Source organism: Qipengyuania sp. JB2-7, assembly GCF_055693485.1.
The window spans coordinates 2,983,364-3,003,159 of record NZ_CM146335.1 but is presented as its reverse complement, the minus strand read 5'-3'; the positions used below and the strand labels follow the sequence as shown (position 1 = coordinate 3,003,159).

The following is a 19,796-nucleotide window of genomic DNA, read 5'->3' as shown; positions in this document are numbered from 1 at the left end:
AGTATGTTGTCTTCTTGACGAAGGAGTTTGCGGTTCCACAGGTCAGCTCTGAGCCAGAGCTATTCGTTGCGCAGACCTCCTCTTTGATCGGTCGTCCATGGCTAGTGTAGGTGTACTTCGTCTTTTTGCGCTGTCCATTCGCATCGACAGGATCGAGCTGAGTGAGCACCTTTCCCGCGCCAGTCCAAGTATAATCTGTCTGATTACCCTTTGCATCGCGTGTCCAATCCGGAAGAAAGCAGTGGACGGTATAGCACTCGAGCCATCCACGAGGACCAGGGGGCGGGTAAATCCGGCGGTCTCAACAATGTCGGCCTGACCACTGCCGGGCTTGGCCTTTTGCCGTAGCTCAACGATATTCGGCCCATCATAGGTAACGTGGACTGAGTTGCCCTCTGGCTGGGTAATGCTGGTAACTCGGGTAAAAAGGCTCCCACCCTGGGCTGCATAACCATAGGTGGTGGTGCGGTTTTGCGAATCCCGGACAGATTTGATGCGCGAGACAACCCCGAAACTGCCATTCTGGACATTCTCAACATCGACATAGCGATAAAAGCCATCGGGACCGGTGACCGTCACATGATCGGAAACGCTCTCAATAAAACCAGAAGCAATCGTGCGGTTATAGGTATACTGGACGCCGTCGCTCGTGATCTTCGCGCCGGGTGATGATCCGTTGGGGGTGACTACGAAGGTATCTGTCGTCTCACCGGGGAGTTTCTGGGAAGTTGTGTTGGTGGGGATCGGGCCGCCGGTCCAGTTGCGGCAATTGGTGCAGTTCCAAACGCGGCCAGCCAAGTCCGTTGCTGTGGTATCGGTGTAGGTCAGCGAGGCAAGAACCGTGCTTGGCGCAGAGGTCTTTACGATCCGAGCTTGCGACAGGGTGGACCATGCGACAGTACCGTATGTGTTCGATTGGTAGGTGAAGATAAGCCGATAGCCTGTCGAGCTCGTTACATAGGCTGGTCGATGATCTTTGAAGTTCGCGGATGGTGTAGCAACGCTGTAGGTGAATGTGAGGGTCTCACCATCCGCATAGGTGATGGTTGAAGCCATTGCGTTGAAGTAGCTGCCGCCTGTTATCGGGCCCTGAAACTTGCTTCGCACGTTATAGCGAATCCGCAGCCCAGTGCCGCCTTCATGGAAAGTAAAATCAGGATTGAAAAAATCGCCTGCAATAACAGAACCATCAGGCTGTGCAGACCCGCATAGGTCATAGTCCGTACAGGTGAAGCTGTGGGAGGTGGCGCCTTGGGTGTTCAGCTCAATCGAATAATTGCCATAGGTGTTGGCTTGTACGTTGCCTTGCAGATGAACGAACCAGTCAGAAAGTTTGGTGAAGGTCAGGCGCGGTGCCGCTGGCACTGATAGGACCGGGAGGCGGACCTGTGTCTCACCGTGGATCATATCGTACCCGTTAGGGTCTTGCTCAACGCTCAATGGCTTGATCTGCTGGGCGTGGCCGACCGAGGTGAAGCCAATTGCAGCAAGGGCAATCAGGCCGACCTTAACGATTTTTGATTGCATTGTGGCTGCCCCACTCAAACCCAGCATCAGTTTGCCGCCCCGTTTTGCATTTTCTTGCCGCGTCTCTTCCACCGAGCGGTGGCCTGCTCGGCCATGCCGCACAGCACAGCGGGACGCTCGCCGACCTGTTTCTCAAAACCGTCGTGAGCATCCTCGCTCCAAGTAGCGGCGATCGCACAGATATTGTCGCGCCATTCTTCTCTGGCCTCGCGCGAGGCAAAGGCCTTTCCACACGGGAGACGCCGATACCCCTTAAACCACATCGAACGCGCTGACGGGATGGTTGGAGCAATGATGGTGAAGGCTTCTTCGCCTTCGCCGCGAACCATGCAGATTGGTGAAGAGCGCTTTGCAGCACCTTCTTTCTGAGCGGCAGCACTGGTGGACACCGCTAACATTCCAAGCGCAACAAAAGCGGGAAGTACAAATGTGTGAGGCTTGGAAAATCCAATCTTCATGCTGATCTCTCTCGTAGTAAGATGCATTAGAACGGAGGCCCTCCACCACCGCCACCGCATGCAGAACTCACTGAAAGGGTCGCGGTATCGGTTGCGCCATGCGTGTCTTGAACGGTGTATGTGAAGGTCGTCGTCTCAAAGTTCGGACCGAAGAAAACCTCAATCAGACCATTGGGCTCAAGCGAAGCCCCCGAACTTCCGGAATTGGTCTTGACGACAGAAGTAACGCTGAGCGCATCGCCATCAGGATCGCTATCGTTGAGCGTCACATTTGTGAAGTTGGAGTAGAAGCACTGCCCCGCAATACTATCGTTCTGCGCTACCGGAGGATTATTGCTCGGTGGTGGCGGCGGTGGGGGCGGAGGTGGTGGTGGCGGAGGTGTTCCACCGCCTGACCCAACATCCATGCAGCTTGCAGCCGTTCCGTTCGCTGTTGTCTTATACTGCGTGCGATTACCAGCTTCGTCATAGCACACCGAATGCGCATCATTATGACTTTGGCCGCCAGTTGTATGCGCTTTTACCAGTCGTCCCAGCGCATCATACGTATAGGTCTCTGTGCTCGCTTGGGCATTAGCATGCGTAGCCGTCGCCAAACACGCCAAACTCGCTGTCGACAACAGCAATGAGCGGATCATAAGCCCCAAACCCCTTGATCAATATTTATGCCGAAGGACTTATCTTTCGGGGTCCAAGTCAAGGTTACAGTAAAAGTGAGACTTTCGGATTTACTGTACGTTTGCGACAACTTATATCGCTTCACCAAGGGGCAGTCATGATGGATAGCCTGTGCATAAATTCTTGATGACAGATCAGTGACGCCGCGAGTCTGGGACCATCAAAGCACCTAAATTGTTGCCATCTCGCGAATCACCAAATGCAAATCGGACTTCGATTTCATTGGTTAGGTCCGAACAGTCTGAACCGTGCGGTCCAGGGACTTAAAGGGTGATGATCGCACCGTGCCCGCCAATACTGCCCGCACCTACAATATCGGGACAGCCTCACAGCCAAACAAGCACAGCATTTGCATAATTGCGCGTTTCGATTAACCGCCACGCAGAACCAGTGCCCGTCTGCGACCTAAGGCACTGGTTCGCTGCACCTCGCACGCAATGTCGGCTTCCCACCCCAAAATCGGACGCCAGCCCGCTCGAAGCTGGCGCCCAACATCGGTCAGATTTCCGTCTTTTCTGCGAGCGTGAGAGCGTCTTCGATGTCGACACCCAGATAACGGACCGTGTTCTCAATCTTGGAATGGCCAAGCAAAATTTGGATCGCTCGGATGTTCCCCGTGGCTTTGTAAATGATCGAAGCCTTGGTTCGACGAAGCGAGTGCGTTCCATACTCCTCTGGGCGGAGCCCGATCGCCTCGACCCACTCATCTACAAGTCTCGCATACTGCCGCGTGCTGAGATGCCGGGAGTGGTCCACTCGGCTTGGAAACACAAAGTCTTCGACCGAACCGCCTCGAAGTTCGAGCCACGCGAATAGGCTGGCTCTTGCGTCTGCCGCGACTTCGAACTGAACAGGCCGTCCTGTTTTCCTTTGAGTGATCGCAGCTCGCTTCCTAATGTCCGGGCCGCTGACCACGTCGCCAATCTTGAGCTCTACAAGGTCACAACCTCGCAGCTTGCTGTCGATGGCCAAGTCGAACAGCGCTCGGTCTCTAACGCGTTCCTCGCGATCAAGGAAAAAGCGGATCGCCCATATCTGTTTCTGATTGAATGGACGCTTTGGGCCAACTTTCGCACCAAAGTTCCATGGCACTCGGCCTTGCGCGGCTGGGTCAAAGTGTGAGTAAGTCATTGTCATTCTCCTAGGCCGGAATGGCCAAAAAGAAGGTCACCTGACCATCATTAAGGAACTTTTTTGGACCTTAGCGGACGTCTGCGTTTAGAGAGCTTCGTATTGCGAGCGCGCCATCTGCGTTTCGGTAGTCGCGGCAGCAGAATGAGGAAGCTGGGGCGCCGAATCTTCGCCACGACCCTCTCCTAAAGAAAATCAGACCTGTCAGCCTTGCTCGGCGCAAAATCATGCGATTAATGGGAGGCTCCTATTCACAAGGAGCCTACATGATCTGCACTTTCAGACAAATTTCTGCGCTATCGTCCGCACGTTTTCAATTACTTGAAGGCATCATAACACCCTCTGGCATGTTCAACGCGTTCAGCATTGCGGAACAGCGATTTGTGTACTTAATAGGTCTGGTCTTTTTTCAAGGAGATCAGCCATGACACAGCTTGCTATGAGCTACCGCGATCCGAACTCGCTTACGCCCGATCCGCGCAATGCCCGCAAACACTCCGACAAACAGATCGAGAAGATCGCAAAGTCGATCCAATCGTTTGGCTTCAATTCTCCGGTACTTATCGATCGGCATGGATCGCTTATTGCAGGCCATGGACGCGTGGAAGCCGCGAAGAAACTAGGTCTGGCAAATGTCCCAACAGTGGCGATTGAGCATTTGAGCGATCAACAGAAACGCGCGTTTATGCTCGCCGACAATCGAATTGCAGAGCTCAGTACCTGGGACGATGATGTCCTCGCGCTGGAGCTCGAGGAACTCACGCTAGCCGATGAGCCATTTGAGATTACCGATACGGGCTTTGAGATGGGCAAGATTGATACGCTGATTGAGGACCTGCATCGCCCGGTCGCCGAGGAAAACTACGACGATGACCTGATAGATCCTGCAACTGTCGAAGCGGTGGCTCGGCTCGGCGATCTCTGGCTGTTGGGCAAGCACCGACTCTTTGTTGGCAATGCGCTGGAACAGGAGAGCTACCGTGCTCTGCTTGACGGTGAAAAAGCGCGCATGGTGTTTTGCGATCCGCCGTTCAATGTGCCCATACAGGGGCATGTCTCAGGGCTCGGCAAAGCCCAGCATAGCGAGTTTGTGATGGGCTCTGGGGAGATGTCGCAAGTAGAGTTCAACGCATTTCTGCGTGCAGCATGCCAGCGACTGATTGCCAACAGTATGGACGGATCGGTGCACTTTATCTGTATGGACTGGCGCGGTCTGCAAACCCTGCTGGCAGCAGGTGAAATCTACACCGAGCTTAAGAACATCTGCTGTTGGGTAAAGTCAGCAGGTGGCATGGGCAGTCTCTACCGCTCTCAGCATGAGCTGGTTGCAGTCTTCAAGTCAGGCAAAGCGCAGCATGTCAATAATGTCGAACTCGGCAAACATGGCCGCACGCGCACTAATGTGTGGCAATTGCCGGGAATGAACTCATTTCAGAAAGGGCGCGGGCGAGCCTTGGCCATGCATCCTACGGTCAAGCCGGTTGCCTTGGTCGCGGATGCGATCCTCGATTGCTCGAACAGAGGCGATCTTGTGCTCGACGTCTTTGGTGGCTCGGGCACAACGCTTATTGCCGCCGAACGCACGGGCAGACGCGCAGCTCTTATGGAGCTTGATCCCCAGTACGCTGACGTGAGCCTCAGGCGCTTTTGCGATGTGACTGGGATTGAGCCCGTGAACGCCGCGACCGGTCAGATCGTACGCAGGAGAGCGTCGCAGGGAGAGGCAGCATGAGCAAGGATTATGAAGTTGGCTTTGGCAAGCCGCCCAAGCAGCACCGCTTCAAGCCCGGCAATCAGGTTGCGCGCAAGAACAAGGGCAGAAAGCGCAAACAAACCATCAGCATGGAAGAAGCGATCTCGCGCGCGCTTTCCGCAAAACGCACTATCCGTAAAGGCGGCGAAGAGCTGTCGCTGTCCATAGCAGAGATCGTGACCGAACGGTTGATACACTTAGCCCTGAGCGGTGATGCTCGCGATTTCGCGAAGTTCATTGATATCATGCAGCGCTATGCGCCGGTACGAGCAAAGGGAAGAGGCCGATAGCCTGGATATCACCATTCACAAGGCCGAGGGATCGAAAGTCGAGCTGCCTAAAGATAATTTGTGGGACAACAAATGACCCAGGCAAGCTTTCCTGAATGGGCCGTTTGGCTTGATGTTCCGCGCAACAAAGCTGGCGAGCCGGTTCGCCACCGTGTGCTTTATGGCGGACGAGGCGGCGGCAAATCATGGACGATTGCTCAAAAGATAGTAATCCTTGCTCGGCAGCGCCCGATCCGAATCCTGTGCACGCGCGAGTTTCAGAACTCGATACGCGATTCCTCTAAGAAGCTGATTGAACAATCGATCGAGCGCATGGGGCTGGGGTCCTTCTTCAAATGCACCGAGCGCGAGATCACCGGCCGCAATGGCTCGCAGATTTCTTTTATGGGTCTCAACGGCAAAGAGGCTTCGATCAAATCGCTCGAAGGATATGATCTAGCTTGGGTCGAGGAAGCGACCACTTTGTCGCAGTCTTCGCTCGACGCGCTCATTCCCACGATCCGCAAGGAGGGCAGCGAGATCTGGTGGAGTTTCAACCCGCGTTATCCATCCGATCCGGTCGACGCATTGTTTCGAGGGCAGCTCCCGCCGCCTGGCTCAATCGTTCTGGAAATCCAGTGGCGCGATAACCCCTGGTTTCCACAGGTTCTGCGCCGCGATATGGAATACGACCGCAGGCGAGATCCTGAAAAGCATGCCAACATCTGGGAAGGCAAATACCTTCAGCGCAGCGAAGCACAGGTGTTTCACAATTGGCAGATTAGCCCGTTCGATGCGCCGGACGATGCTGATTTTAGGTTTGGTGCTGACTGGGGCTTCAGCAAGGACCCAACAGTTCTGATCCGATGCTTTCCCGGTTCGTGGATTGAGAAAAGCGACGGGATCGTGAGCGCAGCCTATGATCCAGCCGGAATGTTCCCCGTCAGCACCTATGGCACAGATTAGCGGTTGAAGTTTAGGAGAGTTTTGGTTCTCGTCGTAGTGACGAAGGAACGAAGATGAGAACCAAAAAGTCGAAGTCGAAGCAACCTGCGGAGCAGGTTGTGAAGGACATCCGCCGTCGGACGCGGCGGCACTTCTCAGCCGAAGACAAGATCAGGATCGTATTGGAAGGTCTGCGCGGCGATGATAGCATTGCTGAGCTGTGCCGCCGTGAAGGGATCGCGCAAAGCCTGTATTACACCTGGTCGAAGGAATTCATGGAAGCGGGTAAACGCCGTCTTGCTGGCGATACAGCCCGTGCTGCGACCACGGATGAGGTGAAGGATCTGCGTAATGAGGCGCGTGATCTGAAGGAGTGTGTTGCTGATCTGACCCTGGAGAACCGGTTGCTCAAAAAAAGCATGACCGGGCTTGGGGGAGACGACGCATGAGATACCCTGCATCTGAGAAGCTGGAGATCATCAAGCTGGTCGAGCAGTCACATCTGCCTGCCAAGCGCACGCTGGATCAGCTCGGCGTGGCGCGGCGGACCTTCTACCGCTGGTATGACCGCTACCTAGAAGGCGGGCCTGAGGCGCTCAAGGATCGTCCCTCAACGCCAAGCAGGGTATGGAACCGCATTGCGCCCGAAGTGCAGGACCAGATCGTTGATATGGCGCTGGAGCATAGCGAGCTCAGTCCGCGTGAACTTGCGGTGCGCTTCACTGATGAGAAGCGCTACTTCGTCTCTGAAGCGACCGTTTACCGACTTCTGAGGGCTCATGATCTGATCACCAGTCCTGCTTACACGGTGATCAAGGCGGCAGACCAGTTCCACACGCAAACCATGCGACCGAACGAGATGTGGCAGACGGACTTCACCTACTTCAAGATCATCGGGTGGGGCTGGATGTACCTCTCCACCGTGCTCGATGATTACTCGCGCTACATCATCAGCTGGAAGCTGTGCACCACCATGCGAGCCGAAGACGTCACTGAGACCCTCGATATGGCTCTTACTGCTTCAGACTGTAGCCATGCCAATGTGCTGCATAAGCCGCGCCTGCTATCGGACAACGGTCCCTGTTACATCGCTGGAGAGCTGGCTGATTACATCAGCGCCAAGAAGATGGATCACGTGCGAAGCGCGCCCTTCCATCCGCAGACCCAAGGCAAGATCGAGCGCTGGCATCAGACGCTCAAGAACCGTGTTCTGCTGGAGAACTACTTCCTGCCAGGCGATCTAGAAAACCAAATCAAAGCGTTCGTCGAGCATTACAACCATCAGCGCTATCACGAGAGCCTCGACAACGTCACACCTGCCGACGTCTACTTCGGTAGAGCCGCAGCCATCATCAAGCGAAGAGAAAGGATCAAACAAAAGACGCTAAAACATCGCCGCTTGCTTCACCGCAAGCTAGCCGCCTAAACTGAAACCAACAGACGAGGCCAGTCCTCCAAACGATCAACTCTCAGTCTGTGCCAAATGTCATGACGACGGACACCAGCCGGAAAAGCCCTATTCGTGGATGATGAAGCCTATGCTGTCGGATGCCCCATCGACGAGATACCGGCGTTGTTCGCAGGTAGCGATCTGAGGCGCCCTCCGCGTTGGTACAACCCGAGTTCCTTTCCGGGCATTGAAGGTGCGGCTCGCGCAAAGATAACTGCAGACAGCGCGCGACCCGAGACAATCGACTATCTCGCCAAGCGCGGATTTTCGATCGAAGGCGCAGCCAAAGGCCCTGGATCGATTGAAGAAGGGATAGAGTTTCTCAAGAGCTACGACATTATCGTCCATCCACGCTGCCAGTACCTTGTTGATGAGCTCATTCACTACAGCTGGGGGATCGATCGCCAGACGGGCGAGATCCGCAATGTGCTGGCCGACAAACACAACCATGTGATCGATGCCCTGCGATATGCCGTGGAAGGAGCGCATCGCAAACGCAAGAACGGCTTTGAATATGCATCTTCCGGGCCAAGGGTAAGCGCTCATCCATTCCTTGACGCGTACAGCGTTGGAGGGGGAGGCTGGGGAAGCTATGGTGGAAGACGCAGCGGTATCCTACCTGATCCTTGGAGTGGACCAGATTTCTGAAACGCTCTGGCCGGCCAACTAGAGTTGTTCGGCCAACTCGTCTTGTTCTTCTTTGATGATGCGCGTTGTCTGCTCCATTGCCTCCGTGAGGCGTTCGCGGGTCATATACTGGATCAAGATATCAACCCGGCGATGCCCGGTTCCTGAGCATTCAGAGCGGCGCTGATCATACTGCGTGCGTGCGAGGCGGTAGAGGGATAGAGCAAGTTTGCTGCCATAACCTGGGTGTAGTGGCGGCTCCTCTTGTTCAAATACAAATGTGAGACCAACTGCTACTGTGTCATTGGCATAAAAGCTGGTGAAGGATTGTTTCTCGCCGCTTACCGCAGAGTCGCGATACGCTTCCAGCACGTCGATCCGGTCCATTGGGTCCTCATAGATGCTTTCGAGATATTTTTGCTTGAGACCCTGAGTAAGTTTGGCGGAGATGCTCTCGGCTTGCTCGCCGCACTGGTTTTGCGAACCGAGAACGACCTCATCGAGGTTAGAAGCCTTGAACTTTAGCGCAAGTCGAAACGGCAAATCGCCAATCGCAATCGCGTCCCTCATATGCGTTACACGTACCCGATCGGACTTTTCTGGTTTGCGCCGATTGATTACCTTGGTGCGCTTCACACCGTGAATCGTGCTGGCCGTATCCGCTGCCTTAGCTGGTTCCATCCCCGCTTCCAATCCGCGCCAGAGTTCAATGGCGTCCGGTTCAGCGTGTGGCTCCTTAGCGGTCGGGTCACTCTGAGGACCGGAAAGCATAGAAGTCACGAGGAGGATCATCGGTGTGGATACAGTATCTAACATACTATAGTTGATAAACAACATTGCAGTGCCGCGCCAATGGTTTCTGCATGGATATGCGTAAACTGGTCGGCGACAATTGTGCCCGCATCCGCAAGCAGCGCGGCCTTACGCAGGAACAGCTCGCAGAGAAATCAGGCTTTTCTCAGCAGTATGTTAGCGACCTTGAGCGCGGCAAACGCAATCCAACAATCGTTTCGATCTACGAGATCGCGCAGGCCCTTCGAGTAAGCCATCTCGATCTTGTGACGCCCCAATAAACCCACGCTGGCTAATCGGGTCTTCCCGAAGAAAGCGATTGATGTTCCCGTATACGCCTAAGCTCTTTCCCGTTTCCATTATACGGGAATTGCACTGACAAATGGCGCTTTTCTGGGGCGCTCAGGACGCTTGACCCTCCAAAAAGAGGAAAATCCGAAAAATTCCCGTTATCTTCCCGTTTGCACGGGAACTTTAGGGCTGAGACCGGTTAGCGGCAGACTGCATCCCGCACCATTTTTGGGTTTTCTGTTTTTCGCTCACGCCTCCGCGTGAGCATCCTCGGTGCGGTTTTGACGCTTTGCGTCAAGCACCTGCGGGCGCCCAGTCGTGCTTGCGGGCCTGCGGCCCGATCCAGCACCAGTCCGGCGAGCGATTAGCTAGCCGCAAGGGCGACTGCCCGTCGCGCCTAAGGACGCGGAAGCCTAAGCGAGCGGACGCGAGCGCCGGCGCTTGAGGCCAAACAAAAAGTAGAACCTGCCCTCCAGTCTGTGTGCTCAAACCAATCACACAATTGAAAGCTCGCACTGTGTTAGCTACATAAAGCGGTATGGACGAAACCGAGCTAACTAAGCTGCACCCCAATCATGTGAAGGCGACCCGCCTGGTCGCAATCCTCTTTGCCATTCCGATGCTGATCGGCGCGACGATTGCGGAATTTGCCGCTCCGTTGTGGCCCGGTGTGATTATTGGTCCGGCGCTGCTTGTGGCGGCCTTCCTCGTATTCCGCCTGCCATGGCGCCGCTATTCCGCGCGCGGGTTTACCTTGGCTGAGGAGCGGCTGCGCGTTGTCAGCGGCATTTTGTTCCGCTCCGATGCCGTCGTGCCTTTTGGCCGGGTCCAGCACATTGATGTCAATCAGGGGCCGATTCAGCGCATGTATGATATCGCCACGCTGACACTGCATACTGCAGGCAGTCATAATGCTTCGGTACATCTGCCCGGATTGGCGCACGAGGATGCGATGGAAATGCGCGAGACGATCCGCGCCGCGATCAAGCGTGATACGGCGTGAGTGAGACTGGCACACTTAAGGTCGGCGTGCCGACTGTTAAGCGTTCTGGGCAACGTCCGGACAGCTTGGGCGACCCAGAAATTAAAGGTGATGGCGCGCAGCGCACCGACCCCAAAAGCTTTGCCGTACGCGGCGTATCTATGCTAGGCCAGCTGGCAATCCCGCTGGGCATTGCTGCGGCGACAATCATCGATGATGGGAAGATCGGCGACTTTCTGATTTATGTATTGCCAATTGCGTTGGTCTTTGTGGGGCTGAGCTTCCTTTCTGCGTATCTGTGCTGGTATCGCCTAACCTATCGGGTGGGCGAGGCTGATATTCGCGTTGAAAAAGGGGTGTTGAGCCGCTCGGCACGGTCGGTGCCTTATGAGCGAATTCAGGACGTTAGCCTTGAACAGAAACTGATCCCGCGTCTGTTTGGCTTGGTTGAAGTCAAGTTCGACACGGGCGCCGGCGGCGGTGAAGAACTGTCACTCGCTTTCCTGAGTGAACAAGAAGGCGAGCGGCTGCGCGAGCTGGTCCGCGCGCGGAAAAGCGGTGTGGAGGCTGACGTGGATGGGGGCCTGCCCACCTCAGATCAAGCAGACTCAGTTCCCCCAATATTCGCGATGGGTCCGGTTCGCGTGGTGACTTTTGGGATTTTCGAGTTTTCGCTCGCTTTCCTTGCGGTTTTGTTTGGTTTGGCGCAGCAATTTGGCGATTTGCTTCCGTTTGATTTTTGGGACGTGTCGAGCTGGCAGGAACGGCTGGCGGGGCCGGGTGCTGTCCTGTCAGGGCTGGGGCCTCTCGCACAGGGAGTCGGCCTGGTGATTGTTTTGGGAACACTCGCTGTAGTTGGTACGCTGGCCGGGCTGGTAAAAACGGTCCTGCGCGATTGGGGCTTCACACTCACGCGCACTGATAAGGGGTTCCGGCGGCAACGCGGGCTTCTGACAAAGACTGATGTGGTCATGCCGGCACACCGGGTGCAGGCGCTCAGATTCGGTACCAAGATTATCCGACGGCAATTGGGCTGGCATGGGCTAAAGTTTGTCAGCCTTGCGCAGGATGCCGGTGCCTCCAGTCATGATGTTGCGCCCTTCGCGAAGTGGGTCGAGCTGGAGCCGATTGCTCGCGAGTCTGGCTTTGCGCCACCGACCGAAAATCTCGATTGGCATAAAGCAAGCGAGAAGTATCGCATTGATAGCGCGCTCTTGTCGCTGTTTGTCGCGCTTCCGATGGGCGCTGGTCTGACAGCGGCCACTCACTTTAGCGATTGGGAGTATCTGCCTGTGTTGATTGGCATCGGAATTGTCGTTGTCGCAGCGCTGTTTCTACGCCCGTTCTTTCTCTGGCGATTGGAACGTCACGCGGTTGATGAGACACAGCTTTATTCGCGGCGAGGGTGGCTCGCCCCGCGCACGGACGTGGCCAATCGGGAAAAGCTGCAATCGGTTGAGATTTCCCGCGGACCGATTGCGCAACGGCGTGGCTATGCTTCCCTGATACTCGGCCTTGCCGGTGGAAGCCTGGAGATTGAAGGGCTTCCGATTGAACGCGCTCGGTCTTTGCGTGCGCAACTGCTTGATAGCATGGGGCAGCGTGATTTCGGCGCATTGCTTTAGGCAATTCTACGCGCGCAAATCGCTCCATTCCGGGTTCTGATCAAACTTCGCAGCGACATAGGAGCAACGCGGTTCGATCTTGAAACCGTGCTGACGGGCATCAGTGACCAGCGCGTGGACCAGCTCTGCCGCAATCCCACGGCCACCTATTTGCGGGGGCACAAGTGTATGCGTCGCAATATGGACGCCCCGTTCATCGGGTTCCCATTCCAGCCTGCCGAAATGCGCACTATCCGCAGGCTTCGCGATATACTCCCCGCCCCGTCCGTGCTCTCGATGCGTGATATCCAATTGTGACATGGCGCGCCCTTTCTTGCCTACTAACCAGCCTTGAACAGCTTGCCCTGTGCGATTTGCGCAGTAAGGCGATATGCAATGTCTTCGGCCCAATCATCTTCGATCAGACAATTCCTGTCAGACAACGCCGCCGCCGTGCATCCGCAAGTATGGGAGGCCCTGCGAGAAGCCGATCAAGCCGATGCACCGTATGATGGCGACTCGTTGTCCCAAACGCTTGATGAGGCATTCTCTAACACATTTGGGCGGGAATGCGCAGTACTATGGGTTGCTACGGGTACGGCGGCGAATTGTTTGGCGCTGTCGACGATGGTTCAGCCGCATGGCGGGGTGGTCTGTCACCGTGAGGCGCATATCGAAATGGATGAAGGCGGCGCGCCCGGATTTTATCTCCATGGTGCGAAGCTGATTTTGGCCGATGGGGAAAGTGCCAAGCTTACTCCAGCGGACATTTCAGCGGTGATCGATCCGATCAGAGATGACGTCCATCAGGTGCAACCACACGCCATATCGATCACGCAGGCGAGCGAATATGGCTGTGTCTATGGCCCAGAAGAAGTCGCTGCGATTGCGGATCTGGCCAAGGCGCGCGGTTTGGGCCTGCATATGGATGGCGCACGGTTTGGCAATGCGGTCGCGTTCCTCGACTGTGGCCCGGGTGAGGTTGTGACGGGCGTCGATGCACTCAGCTTTGGCTGCGTCAAAAACGGTGCGATGAGCGCGGAAGCGATCGTCTTTTTCGATCCAGAGCAGGCTGATGTGGCGCGCTATCGCCGCAAGCGGGCCGGGCATTTACAAAGCAAGGGGCGCTATCTCGCGGCGCAACTCTTGGCGATGCTGGACGGCGATCTGTGGCTTGCAAATGCACGTGCTGCCAATGCTGCGGCACAGGAGATCGCGAGTGCGTGTGGCGACCGCCTGATGCACCCAACTGAGGCGAATGAAGTCTTCGTCACATTGACCGATAGCGAGCGGGCTGCACTGCGCGCCCAAGGCTTTGATTTCTACGATTGGGGGGCGGACGCTGCGCGTTTTGTGACAGCCTGGGACACGCGTGAAGACGATGCACGTGCTTTAGCTTCGGCGATCACTGGCTTGTGAGCAATATCGCGCTCACCTGGCCCTAATGCTCAACTGGAAAATCATCATTCCATTCGTGTTGACCGGCACGATCTGGGGTTCAACCTGGTTTGTGATCACTGGCCAGATTGATGGTGTGCCCGCCGCTTGGTCGGTCTTCTATCGCTTTGCACTGGCGACCCCGGCGCTTTTTCTGGTGGCGGTGCTGATGAAGCGGCGGCTGCGGCTGACGCGGCCGGAGCACGTACTCGCGGTGATCGTGGGGATTTTCCAGTTCAGCGGCAATTTCCTGTTCGTCTATCATGCGGAACTCTACGTTACCTCAGGCATCGTTGCGATGATGTTTGGTCTGCTGATGGTCCCAAATGCGATTTTTGGCCGGATCTTTCTGGGTGAGCGGGTGCGCGGCGGGTTCTTGCTGGGCAGCGCCGTGGCGATCGTCGGCGTTTCACTTCTGCTCTTCCATGAATGGCGCGCTAATCCGGATGCAGGTGTGATCGGCGGTAATGTCGGGCTGGGCATTGCGTTGGCGATGCTGGGGATCCTGGCTGCGTCGGTTGCCAATGTGATTCAGGCGGTCCCGACAGGGCGGGCTGTTCCGATGGTCAGTCTGCTGGCTTGGGCGATGCTGTATGGCACGCTGTTTGATCTAGGCTTTGCCGCGCTGACTGCTGGTCCGCCGCCGATACCCGACAGCACCAGCTATTGGGGCGGGATCGCCTATCTGGCGCTGATTGGAACAGTGATTACTTTCCCACTGCACTACAATCTGGTGCGCGAAATCGGTGCAGGGCGCACGGCATATAACTCAATTCTGACAATCTCGGTGGCGATGCTGATCTCTACTCTGTTTGAGGGGTATCAGTGGACCATGCTGACCATTGGTGGAATGGCGCTGGCGGTAGTGGGAATGGTGCTGGCGTTACGAGCCAAACAAACTCCGTAAAAACAATTTTCTGTTTTTCGCTCACGCCTCCGCGTGAGCGTCCTCGGTGCCGTTTCCCCGCTTCGCTCAGAGCACCTGCGGGCGGGCAGTCGCCCTTGCGGCTTGCTGGTCGCTCGCCGAACTAGCGCATTTCAGCAAGACACGCTCTGAGCCCTTGTTGGTAAGTAGGATATTCCGGCTCCCAGCTCAGCACGCGTTTCGCCTTACCGTTCGCGACGCGGCGGTTTTCAGAATAGAAACCCAGCGCCATTTCAGACAGGTTCGCCTCTTCCAGCGTTTGCAGCGGAGGCAGTTCTGTGCCCATAAGACGGCATGCTTTTTCAATAACCGCATTCCCGCTCGCGGGTAGATCATCGGCAAGATTGTATGCACCGGGCGGCGCATCGCCGGTGAGCGCGGCGACAACGCCGCTGACAATGTCATCGACATGCACGCGGCTGAACACTTGATCGGGCATATCGATGCGCCGTGCTTTGCCCTCGCGTACCCGCTCAAACGCGCTGCGCCCAGGGCCGTAGATGCCCGGCAGGCGAAACACGCGCGCGCCCAGTTTTACCCACAATGCGTCAGCCTCAGCCCGCGCATTGCGGCGGCCTGCCCCTGTAGTGGCCACTGTAGGCGCGCCCTCATCAACCCATGCGCCCTGCGTGTCGCCATAAACGCCAGTGGAAGAGAGATAGCCGTACCATGCGGTCGGAAAATCGCGGCCATAGGTTTCGAGCACGGGGTCAAGCCTTGTTTTCCTGTCTGGCGGCACTGATGACAATACTTGCGTGGCAGCGCCCATCGCCGCCAACACAGCGTCGCGATCATCGAAATCGATATTGCCCGCACTGCCCGTGGCATCGACATGCCAGCCGATGGCGCGCAGCCGCTCGGCAATCCGCTTCGCCGTATAGCCAAGGCCAAAGATCAGCAGGCGTGACACTATTGGTCGAGATACCCCTCTGGCGGGGCCTCAATGGTCGCGCCCGGGACATTGTCCGCCTTCCATTGCATTGAGCGGCGCACGCGGTTCTCGCCCGATGGGTGGGTGTAGAAAAGGAATTCCTCCAACGCGCCTGGTTCCAGCTTGCGATATTCGGACAGACGCATCGCAGCCCGCGCAAAACCATCCGGCTCCTTTGCGGCCTCCAGCCCGAATGCGTCCGCTTGGTTCTCCTGTATGCGCGTGATGTTGTTGAAGGCCGGGGTCGCTAGCGCGAAAAATACCGTCAGAATGATGCTGAGCACCGGCATGGAGGCTGGGTCGCCAATCTCGCGCACGCCCCAACGTTCCCCGTATTTTTCTATCAGCCATGGCGCGGCCCGGCTGGTCACAAACAGACCAATGGCGAAAATCGCGAGCATCATGGCCACCCGCTTTGGCCCGTGGTTTAGTTTATAGTGGCCCAGCTCGTGCCCCATCACAGCGGCAACTTCTTCAGGGGTCGTGCGCTCCAACAGATTGTCGTTAAGCGATATGCGAATGGTTGGCCCCAGGCCCGATACATTGGCTGATATGCGTTTGTTCTGCGTCGACTGGTCAAACACATAGATGTTCTCAGCCGGAACGTCATACGCCTGCGCCATCGCCACAATCCGGTCACGCAGCGGCCCGTCCTCCATCTCGGTATATTCATTGAACAGCGGAGCGATGAAGACCGGCGAAATCATCACCGCCAGAAACAGAAATACGCCGATCACGCCGGCACCCCAAAGCCACCAGTTTTGCGGCGATTTGCGGATGATCGTGTAGACAATTGCGAAGATCAGCGGCGCTACGACCAGCGAGATGGCGAGCGCAATCAACCCTTCGCTGAACCATTCGCCGAAGCTTTGATCAAGCAGGTCGTATTGCTTTTCGCGGATGTAATCCTCGTAAATGGTCCACGGCATCAGGATGACCCAGGTCATCAAACCGTATAGCAGCGCGGTCAGCCAGGTGATCGCGAAAGGACGCTTGAACCATTTCTCCCCAAGATCGCGAAATTTCGTGATCAGGCGAGACTTAAGAAACAGCCAGTCGATAAGAACGGCCACTGCCGCCCCCCACAGGATCAGCCAATAGCCGCCTTCGAAATAGGCGTCGGATTTCTCCTTTGCTGGCCCTTGCAGCGTATCGAGATAAATGCGCGTAGCCGCCTCGACATCAAAGCTAGACGTACCGCTCGCTAACACTTCCAACAGCATTCTCTGACCCCTCCTGTTTGGTGCTATCGCTGTGCGAAGCGCGGGCCGAAGTCAATCCGCGGCGTTTTGTCATCCGCTGGATATGACAATGCGTTCGACCAGCGTTGGATCAGGGTAGACCGTATCTGCAAAGTCGTTAGAGGTTCGACCCATGGAAAATCTCAGCAGCACCCCCTCCGTGGCCGAGCCCCCCGTTATCTATCGCAAGGACTATAAACCGTTTCCATGGTTGATCCCGACGATACTGCTTGGCTTCAAACTGGACCTTCATCAAACGATTGTGACGGCGAGTTTTTCGGTAGAGCGCAATCCGGCTGCGGACGTCTCGCCTCAATTGCGGCTCAATGGCGATGGGATCACTGCGCAGAACGTACGGGTCGATGGGGAAACGACCGATGATTGGTCGATGGACGGTTCGGATCTGATCCTTACCCTGTCTGGTGATCGCCATGATATCGAAATCATTACTGAGCTTGACCCTTCATCCAATACGCAATTGATGGGCCTTTATGCATCGGGCGGGATGCTGTGCACCCAATGCGAGGCGGAAGGGTTTCGGCGGATCACGTTCTTCCCCGACCGACCAGATGTCTTGTCGACATATACCGTTCGGATGAGCGGGCCGAAGGATCAGTTTCCGATCCTGCTGTGCAATGGCAACCGCGTCGATGCGGGCGAGAACACCGACGGCACGCATTGGGCGGAGTGGCATGATCCGTGGCCCAAGCCCTCTTATCTTTTCGCGCTGGTCGCTGGCGATCTGGTCGCGCGCAAAGACACCTTCACCACGATGAATGGCCGGAAGGTGGATCTTGCCGTCTGGGTCCGCGAGGCAGACCTGCCGCGCACAGACCATGCCATGGGATCGCTCATCCGATCCATGAAGTGGGACGAGGAAACCTTCGGTCGCGAATATGACCTTGACGTCTATAACATTGTCGCCGTTTCCGACTTCAATATGGGTGCGATGGAAAACAAAGGCCTCAACGTCTTTAATACCAAATATGTGCTGGCCGATCCCGACACCGCAGCCGATGCCGATTTCGATGCAGTCGAAGGCGTGATCGCGCACGAATACTTCCACAATTGGTCCGGTAATCGCGTTACATGTCGCGACTGGTTCCAGCTAAGCCTGAAGGAAGGCTTCACCGTTCTGCGCGATCAGCTGTTCAGTCAGGATATGCATTCGGAAAGTGTTAAGCGGATCGAAGATGTGCGGATTTTGCGCAGCGCACAGTTCCCGGAGGATTCTGGCCCGCTAGCCCATCCAATCCGGCCTGACAGTTTCCGCGAGATCAGCAATTTCTATACCGCGACTGTTTACAACAAGGGCGCAGAGGTCATCCGGATGATGCGCACGATGGCCGGGCAGGAACGGTTCCGTTCGGGCACTGATCTCTATTTTGACCGGCACGATGGCGAGGCTGCAACGTGCGAGGATTTCGTTACGGCGATTGAGGATGGCGCCGACCTCGACCTCGCGCAGTTTCGTCTCTGGTATTCGCAGGCTGGCACGCCGCGTGTGACCGCCAATCTTAAGCGGGAAGGCGATGCCGTAACTCTCAACCTTACGCAGACCGTTCCTGATACGCCCGGCCAAAGTGATAAGCAGCCTATGCCCATTCCGCTCAAACTGGCCTTGCATGATCGCGCCACAGATACGATCGGGGAAGAGCGGCTGGTGGTGCTGTCAGATGCCGAAGCGAGTATCGAGCTGGGCACAGCTACCGATCCGGTACTCTCAATCAATCGCGGTTTTTCTGCGCCAGTCATGATTGAACGCGATCTTGCGCAGACAGACCTCGCATTTCTGGCTGCGCATGATGATGATCCGTTTGCCCGATATGAAGCGATGCAGGAACTGTGCGTCAATCACCTCGTCGCAAACGCACCCGATACGCTTGGCGAGGATCGGGCGCATGCCGAGCGCGCAGGAATTGGCGAAGCGATGGCCGCCATTCTGAATGATGAGGCGATTGATGATCTGATGCGCGGCGAACTGCTTTCGTTGCCGGGCGTTGCCTATCTAATGGAGCAGGTCGACAAAGCCGATCCGGTGCGTCTGCATGAAAAGCGTGAGGCGTTGAAGGCCGCGATTGGTAGCGCGCTGCAGGATGATCTTTCCTCGCATCATGCAAAAGCAATCGAATATGCCTTTGGCCATGATCCAGCTTCAAAGGGTGCTCGCAAGATGAAGACCATGGCGCTCACATATCTGGCGGCGGCTGATCCGGCGGGCGCAGCAAAGCTAGCGGCCCAGCAATTTGATGCAGCCGACAATATGACCGATCGCCAGGGCGCACTGATGGTGCTTTGCGGGCTGGATTGCCCCGAACGCGAAGAACGGCTCGCGGCATTTTATGACCGTTATCGCGGGAATGACCTGGTCATCGATAAATGGTTCAGCCTGCAGGCGCTGTCGCTCCACCCCAATGCGTTGGAGCATGTGAAGGCGCTTGCCGATCATCCAGACTTCACGCTGAGCAATCCCAACCGCGCGCGGTCGCTCTACATGGCGTTTGCGGGTAATCCCGCAGCGTTCCACGCCGCAAGCGGGGAGGGTTATCGGATCATCGCTGATTTCATCCTCGCGCTGGATCCCACCAACGCGCAGACTGCGGCGCGGTTTGTCCCGGCGCTCGGGCGTTGGCGCAAGATCGAGGAAGGGCGCGCGGCGCTGATGCGCGCCGAGCTGGAGCGGATTGTGAAAGCTGACGGCTTGTCGCGCGATACGTTTGAGCAAGTCACGCGCTCGCTCGGCTAGGTTTGCCTG

Annotated in this window: 19 protein-coding genes; 11 read left to right on the top strand and 8 right to left on the bottom strand. The window is 56.4% G+C overall.

The genetic code is table 11. The features are described 5' to 3' along the window. Positions 1-42 precede the first annotated feature (42 nt). The 4 genes from ACZ1GM_RS15140 to ACZ1GM_RS15125 all read right to left on the bottom strand — a co-directional run bounded on the left by ACZ1GM_RS15140 (position 43) and on the right by ACZ1GM_RS15125 (position 3,794). The gene (locus tag ACZ1GM_RS15140; RefSeq protein WP_472677187.1) at positions 43-1,527 is read right to left on the bottom strand and encodes a hypothetical protein; all 1,485 of its coding nucleotides are present in this window, start codon (positions 1,525-1,527) and stop codon (positions 43-45) included. Between the two features lie 26 nt (positions 1,528-1,553). Then, positions 1,554-1,985, bottom strand: coding sequence for a hypothetical protein (locus ACZ1GM_RS15135; RefSeq protein ID WP_472677186.1), 432 nt, complete (start codon positions 1,983-1,985; stop codon positions 1,554-1,556). Positions 1,986-2,011: 26 nt separating this feature from the next. Beyond that, a complete protein-coding gene (locus ACZ1GM_RS15130; protein WP_472677185.1) occupies positions 2,012-2,623 on the bottom strand; it encodes an Ig-like domain-containing protein in 612 nt (203 codons plus the stop codon). A 538-nt stretch (positions 2,624-3,161) separates the two neighbouring features. Further along, complete coding sequence (locus tag ACZ1GM_RS15125; protein WP_472677184.1) at positions 3,162-3,794, bottom strand: tyrosine-type recombinase/integrase; 633 nt, start codon at positions 3,792-3,794, stop codon at positions 3,162-3,164. Positions 3,795-4,218: 424 nt separating this feature from the next. On the opposite strand from ACZ1GM_RS15125, the gene ACZ1GM_RS15120 reads away from it, so the two are divergent. The 5 genes from ACZ1GM_RS15120 to ACZ1GM_RS15100 all read left to right on the top strand — a co-directional run bounded on the left by ACZ1GM_RS15120 (position 4,219) and on the right by ACZ1GM_RS15100 (position 8,859). Next, on the top strand, positions 4,219-5,526 hold the full coding sequence (locus tag ACZ1GM_RS15120; RefSeq protein ID WP_472677183.1) for a site-specific DNA-methyltransferase: 1,308 nt from the start codon (positions 4,219-4,221) through the stop codon (positions 5,524-5,526). Beyond that, positions 5,523-5,837 (top strand): DUF5681 domain-containing protein, encoded by a 315-nt coding sequence (locus ACZ1GM_RS15115; protein WP_472677182.1) that lies wholly within the window; start codon positions 5,523-5,525, stop codon positions 5,835-5,837. The genes ACZ1GM_RS15120 and ACZ1GM_RS15115 overlap by 4 nt, the downstream gene beginning before the upstream one ends. 72 nt (positions 5,838-5,909) lie before the next feature. Beyond that, positions 5,910-6,782 carry a PBSX family phage terminase large subunit gene (locus tag ACZ1GM_RS15110; RefSeq protein ID WP_472677181.1) on the top strand — a complete coding sequence of 291 codons (873 nt, stop codon included), beginning with the start codon at positions 5,910-5,912 and terminating at the stop codon, positions 6,780-6,782. Positions 6,783-6,835: 53 nt separating this feature from the next. Then, positions 6,836-8,187, top strand: a protein-coding gene (locus tag ACZ1GM_RS15105; RefSeq protein ID WP_472676197.1) for an IS3 family transposase whose coding sequence is annotated in 2 segments (ribosomal slippage) — positions 6,836-7,172 and positions 7,172-8,187 — 1,353 coding nt in all. Because the reading frame shifts where the segments join, the coding sequence is not laid out codon by codon here. Between the two features lie 96 nt (positions 8,188-8,283). Next, the gene (locus ACZ1GM_RS15100) at positions 8,284-8,859 is read left to right on the top strand and encodes a terminase large subunit (protein ID WP_472677180.1); all 576 of its coding nucleotides are present in this window, start codon (positions 8,284-8,286) and stop codon (positions 8,857-8,859) included. Positions 8,860-8,877: 18 nt separating this feature from the next. Here ACZ1GM_RS15100 and ACZ1GM_RS15095 read toward each other — a convergent pair whose 3' ends face one another. After that, positions 8,878-9,654, bottom strand: coding sequence for a hypothetical protein (locus tag ACZ1GM_RS15095; protein WP_472677179.1), 777 nt, complete (start codon positions 9,652-9,654; stop codon positions 8,878-8,880). A 47-nt stretch (positions 9,655-9,701) separates the two neighbouring features. Between ACZ1GM_RS15095 and ACZ1GM_RS15090 the strand changes: the two genes are divergently transcribed. The 3 genes from ACZ1GM_RS15090 (at position 9,702) to ACZ1GM_RS15080 (ending at position 12,528) form a co-directional block, all read left to right on the top strand. After that, positions 9,702-9,911 (top strand): helix-turn-helix domain-containing protein, encoded by a 210-nt coding sequence (locus ACZ1GM_RS15090; protein WP_472677178.1) that lies wholly within the window; start codon positions 9,702-9,704, stop codon positions 9,909-9,911. A gap of 548 nt (positions 9,912-10,459) precedes the next feature. Further along, positions 10,460-10,924 (top strand): PH domain-containing protein, encoded by a 465-nt coding sequence (locus ACZ1GM_RS15085; RefSeq protein WP_472677177.1) that lies wholly within the window; start codon positions 10,460-10,462, stop codon positions 10,922-10,924. Then, positions 10,921-12,528, top strand: a complete 1,608-nt coding sequence (locus tag ACZ1GM_RS15080) for a PH domain-containing protein (RefSeq protein ID WP_472677176.1) — start codon at positions 10,921-10,923, stop codon at positions 12,526-12,528. The genes ACZ1GM_RS15085 and ACZ1GM_RS15080 overlap by 4 nt, the downstream gene beginning before the upstream one ends. 6 nt (positions 12,529-12,534) lie before the next feature. Here ACZ1GM_RS15080 and ACZ1GM_RS15075 read toward each other — a convergent pair whose 3' ends face one another. Beyond that, positions 12,535-12,828 (bottom strand): GNAT family N-acetyltransferase, encoded by a 294-nt coding sequence (locus ACZ1GM_RS15075; protein ID WP_472677175.1) that lies wholly within the window; start codon positions 12,826-12,828, stop codon positions 12,535-12,537. A gap of 75 nt (positions 12,829-12,903) precedes the next feature. Here ACZ1GM_RS15075 and ACZ1GM_RS15070 point away from each other — a divergent pair, with 75 nt between their 5' ends. Together ACZ1GM_RS15070 and ACZ1GM_RS15065 are read left to right on the top strand one after the other, a co-directional pair. Then, the gene (locus ACZ1GM_RS15070; RefSeq protein WP_472677174.1) at positions 12,904-13,926 is read left to right on the top strand and encodes a threonine aldolase family protein; all 1,023 of its coding nucleotides are present in this window, start codon (positions 12,904-12,906) and stop codon (positions 13,924-13,926) included. Between the two features lie 25 nt (positions 13,927-13,951). Next, complete coding sequence (locus ACZ1GM_RS15065) at positions 13,952-14,851, top strand: DMT family transporter (protein WP_472677173.1); 900 nt, start codon at positions 13,952-13,954, stop codon at positions 14,849-14,851. Positions 14,852-14,972: 121 nt separating this feature from the next. Here ACZ1GM_RS15065 and ACZ1GM_RS15060 read toward each other — a convergent pair whose 3' ends face one another. Together ACZ1GM_RS15060 and ACZ1GM_RS15055 are read right to left on the bottom strand one after the other, a co-directional pair. Next, positions 14,973-15,779, bottom strand: coding sequence for a Rossmann-fold NAD(P)-binding domain-containing protein (locus ACZ1GM_RS15060; RefSeq protein ID WP_472677172.1), 807 nt, complete (start codon positions 15,777-15,779; stop codon positions 14,973-14,975). Then, on the bottom strand, positions 15,779-17,023 hold the full coding sequence (locus ACZ1GM_RS15055; protein WP_472677171.1) for a M48 family metallopeptidase: 1,245 nt from the start codon (positions 17,021-17,023) through the stop codon (positions 15,779-15,781). The genes ACZ1GM_RS15060 and ACZ1GM_RS15055 overlap by 1 nt, the downstream gene beginning before the upstream one ends. A 151-nt stretch (positions 17,024-17,174) precedes the next feature. Here ACZ1GM_RS15055 and pepN point away from each other — a divergent pair, with 151 nt between their 5' ends. Next, positions 17,175-19,787 (top strand): aminopeptidase N, encoded by a 2,613-nt coding sequence (gene pepN, locus ACZ1GM_RS15050; RefSeq protein WP_472677170.1) that lies wholly within the window; start codon positions 17,175-17,177, stop codon positions 19,785-19,787. Positions 19,788-19,796: the final 9 nt, after the last annotated feature.

Excerpts from the sequence above, each read along its gene's own strand:
- pepN (WP_472677170.1), top strand. The coding sequence starts at position 17,175 with ATGGAAAATCTCAGCAGCACCCCCTCCGTGGCCGAGCCCCCCGTTATC.
- ACZ1GM_RS15085 (WP_472677177.1), top strand. The coding sequence starts at position 10,460 with ATGGACGAAACCGAGCTAACTAAGCTGCACCCCAATCATGTGAAGGCG.
- ACZ1GM_RS15115 (WP_472677182.1), top strand. The coding sequence starts at position 5,523 with ATGAGCAAGGATTATGAAGTTGGCTTTGGCAAGCCGCCCAAGCAGCAC.
- ACZ1GM_RS15135 (WP_472677186.1), bottom strand. The coding sequence starts at position 1,985 with ATGAAGATTGGATTTTCCAAGCCTCACACATTTGTACTTCCCGCTTTT.
- ACZ1GM_RS15090 (WP_472677178.1), top strand. The coding sequence starts at position 9,702 with ATGGATATGCGTAAACTGGTCGGCGACAATTGTGCCCGCATCCGCAAG.
- ACZ1GM_RS15110 (WP_472677181.1), top strand. The coding sequence starts at position 5,910 with ATGACCCAGGCAAGCTTTCCTGAATGGGCCGTTTGGCTTGATGTTCCG.
- ACZ1GM_RS15075 (WP_472677175.1), bottom strand. The coding sequence starts at position 12,828 with ATGTCACAATTGGATATCACGCATCGAGAGCACGGACGGGGCGGGGAG.
- ACZ1GM_RS15120 (WP_472677183.1), top strand. The coding sequence starts at position 4,219 with ATGACACAGCTTGCTATGAGCTACCGCGATCCGAACTCGCTTACGCCC.
- ACZ1GM_RS15065 (WP_472677173.1), top strand. The coding sequence starts at position 13,952 with ATGCTCAACTGGAAAATCATCATTCCATTCGTGTTGACCGGCACGATC.
- ACZ1GM_RS15095 (WP_472677179.1), bottom strand. The coding sequence starts at position 9,654 with ATGTTAGATACTGTATCCACACCGATGATCCTCCTCGTGACTTCTATG.
- ACZ1GM_RS15055 (WP_472677171.1), bottom strand. The coding sequence starts at position 17,023 with ATGCTGTTGGAAGTGTTAGCGAGCGGTACGTCTAGCTTTGATGTCGAG.
- ACZ1GM_RS15125 (WP_472677184.1), bottom strand. The coding sequence starts at position 3,794 with ATGACTTACTCACACTTTGACCCAGCCGCGCAAGGCCGAGTGCCATGG.
- ACZ1GM_RS15070 (WP_472677174.1), top strand. The coding sequence starts at position 12,904 with ATGTCTTCGGCCCAATCATCTTCGATCAGACAATTCCTGTCAGACAAC.
- ACZ1GM_RS15140 (WP_472677187.1), bottom strand. The coding sequence starts at position 1,527 with ATGCAATCAAAAATCGTTAAGGTCGGCCTGATTGCCCTTGCTGCAATT.
- ACZ1GM_RS15130 (WP_472677185.1), bottom strand. The coding sequence starts at position 2,623 with ATGATCCGCTCATTGCTGTTGTCGACAGCGAGTTTGGCGTGTTTGGCG.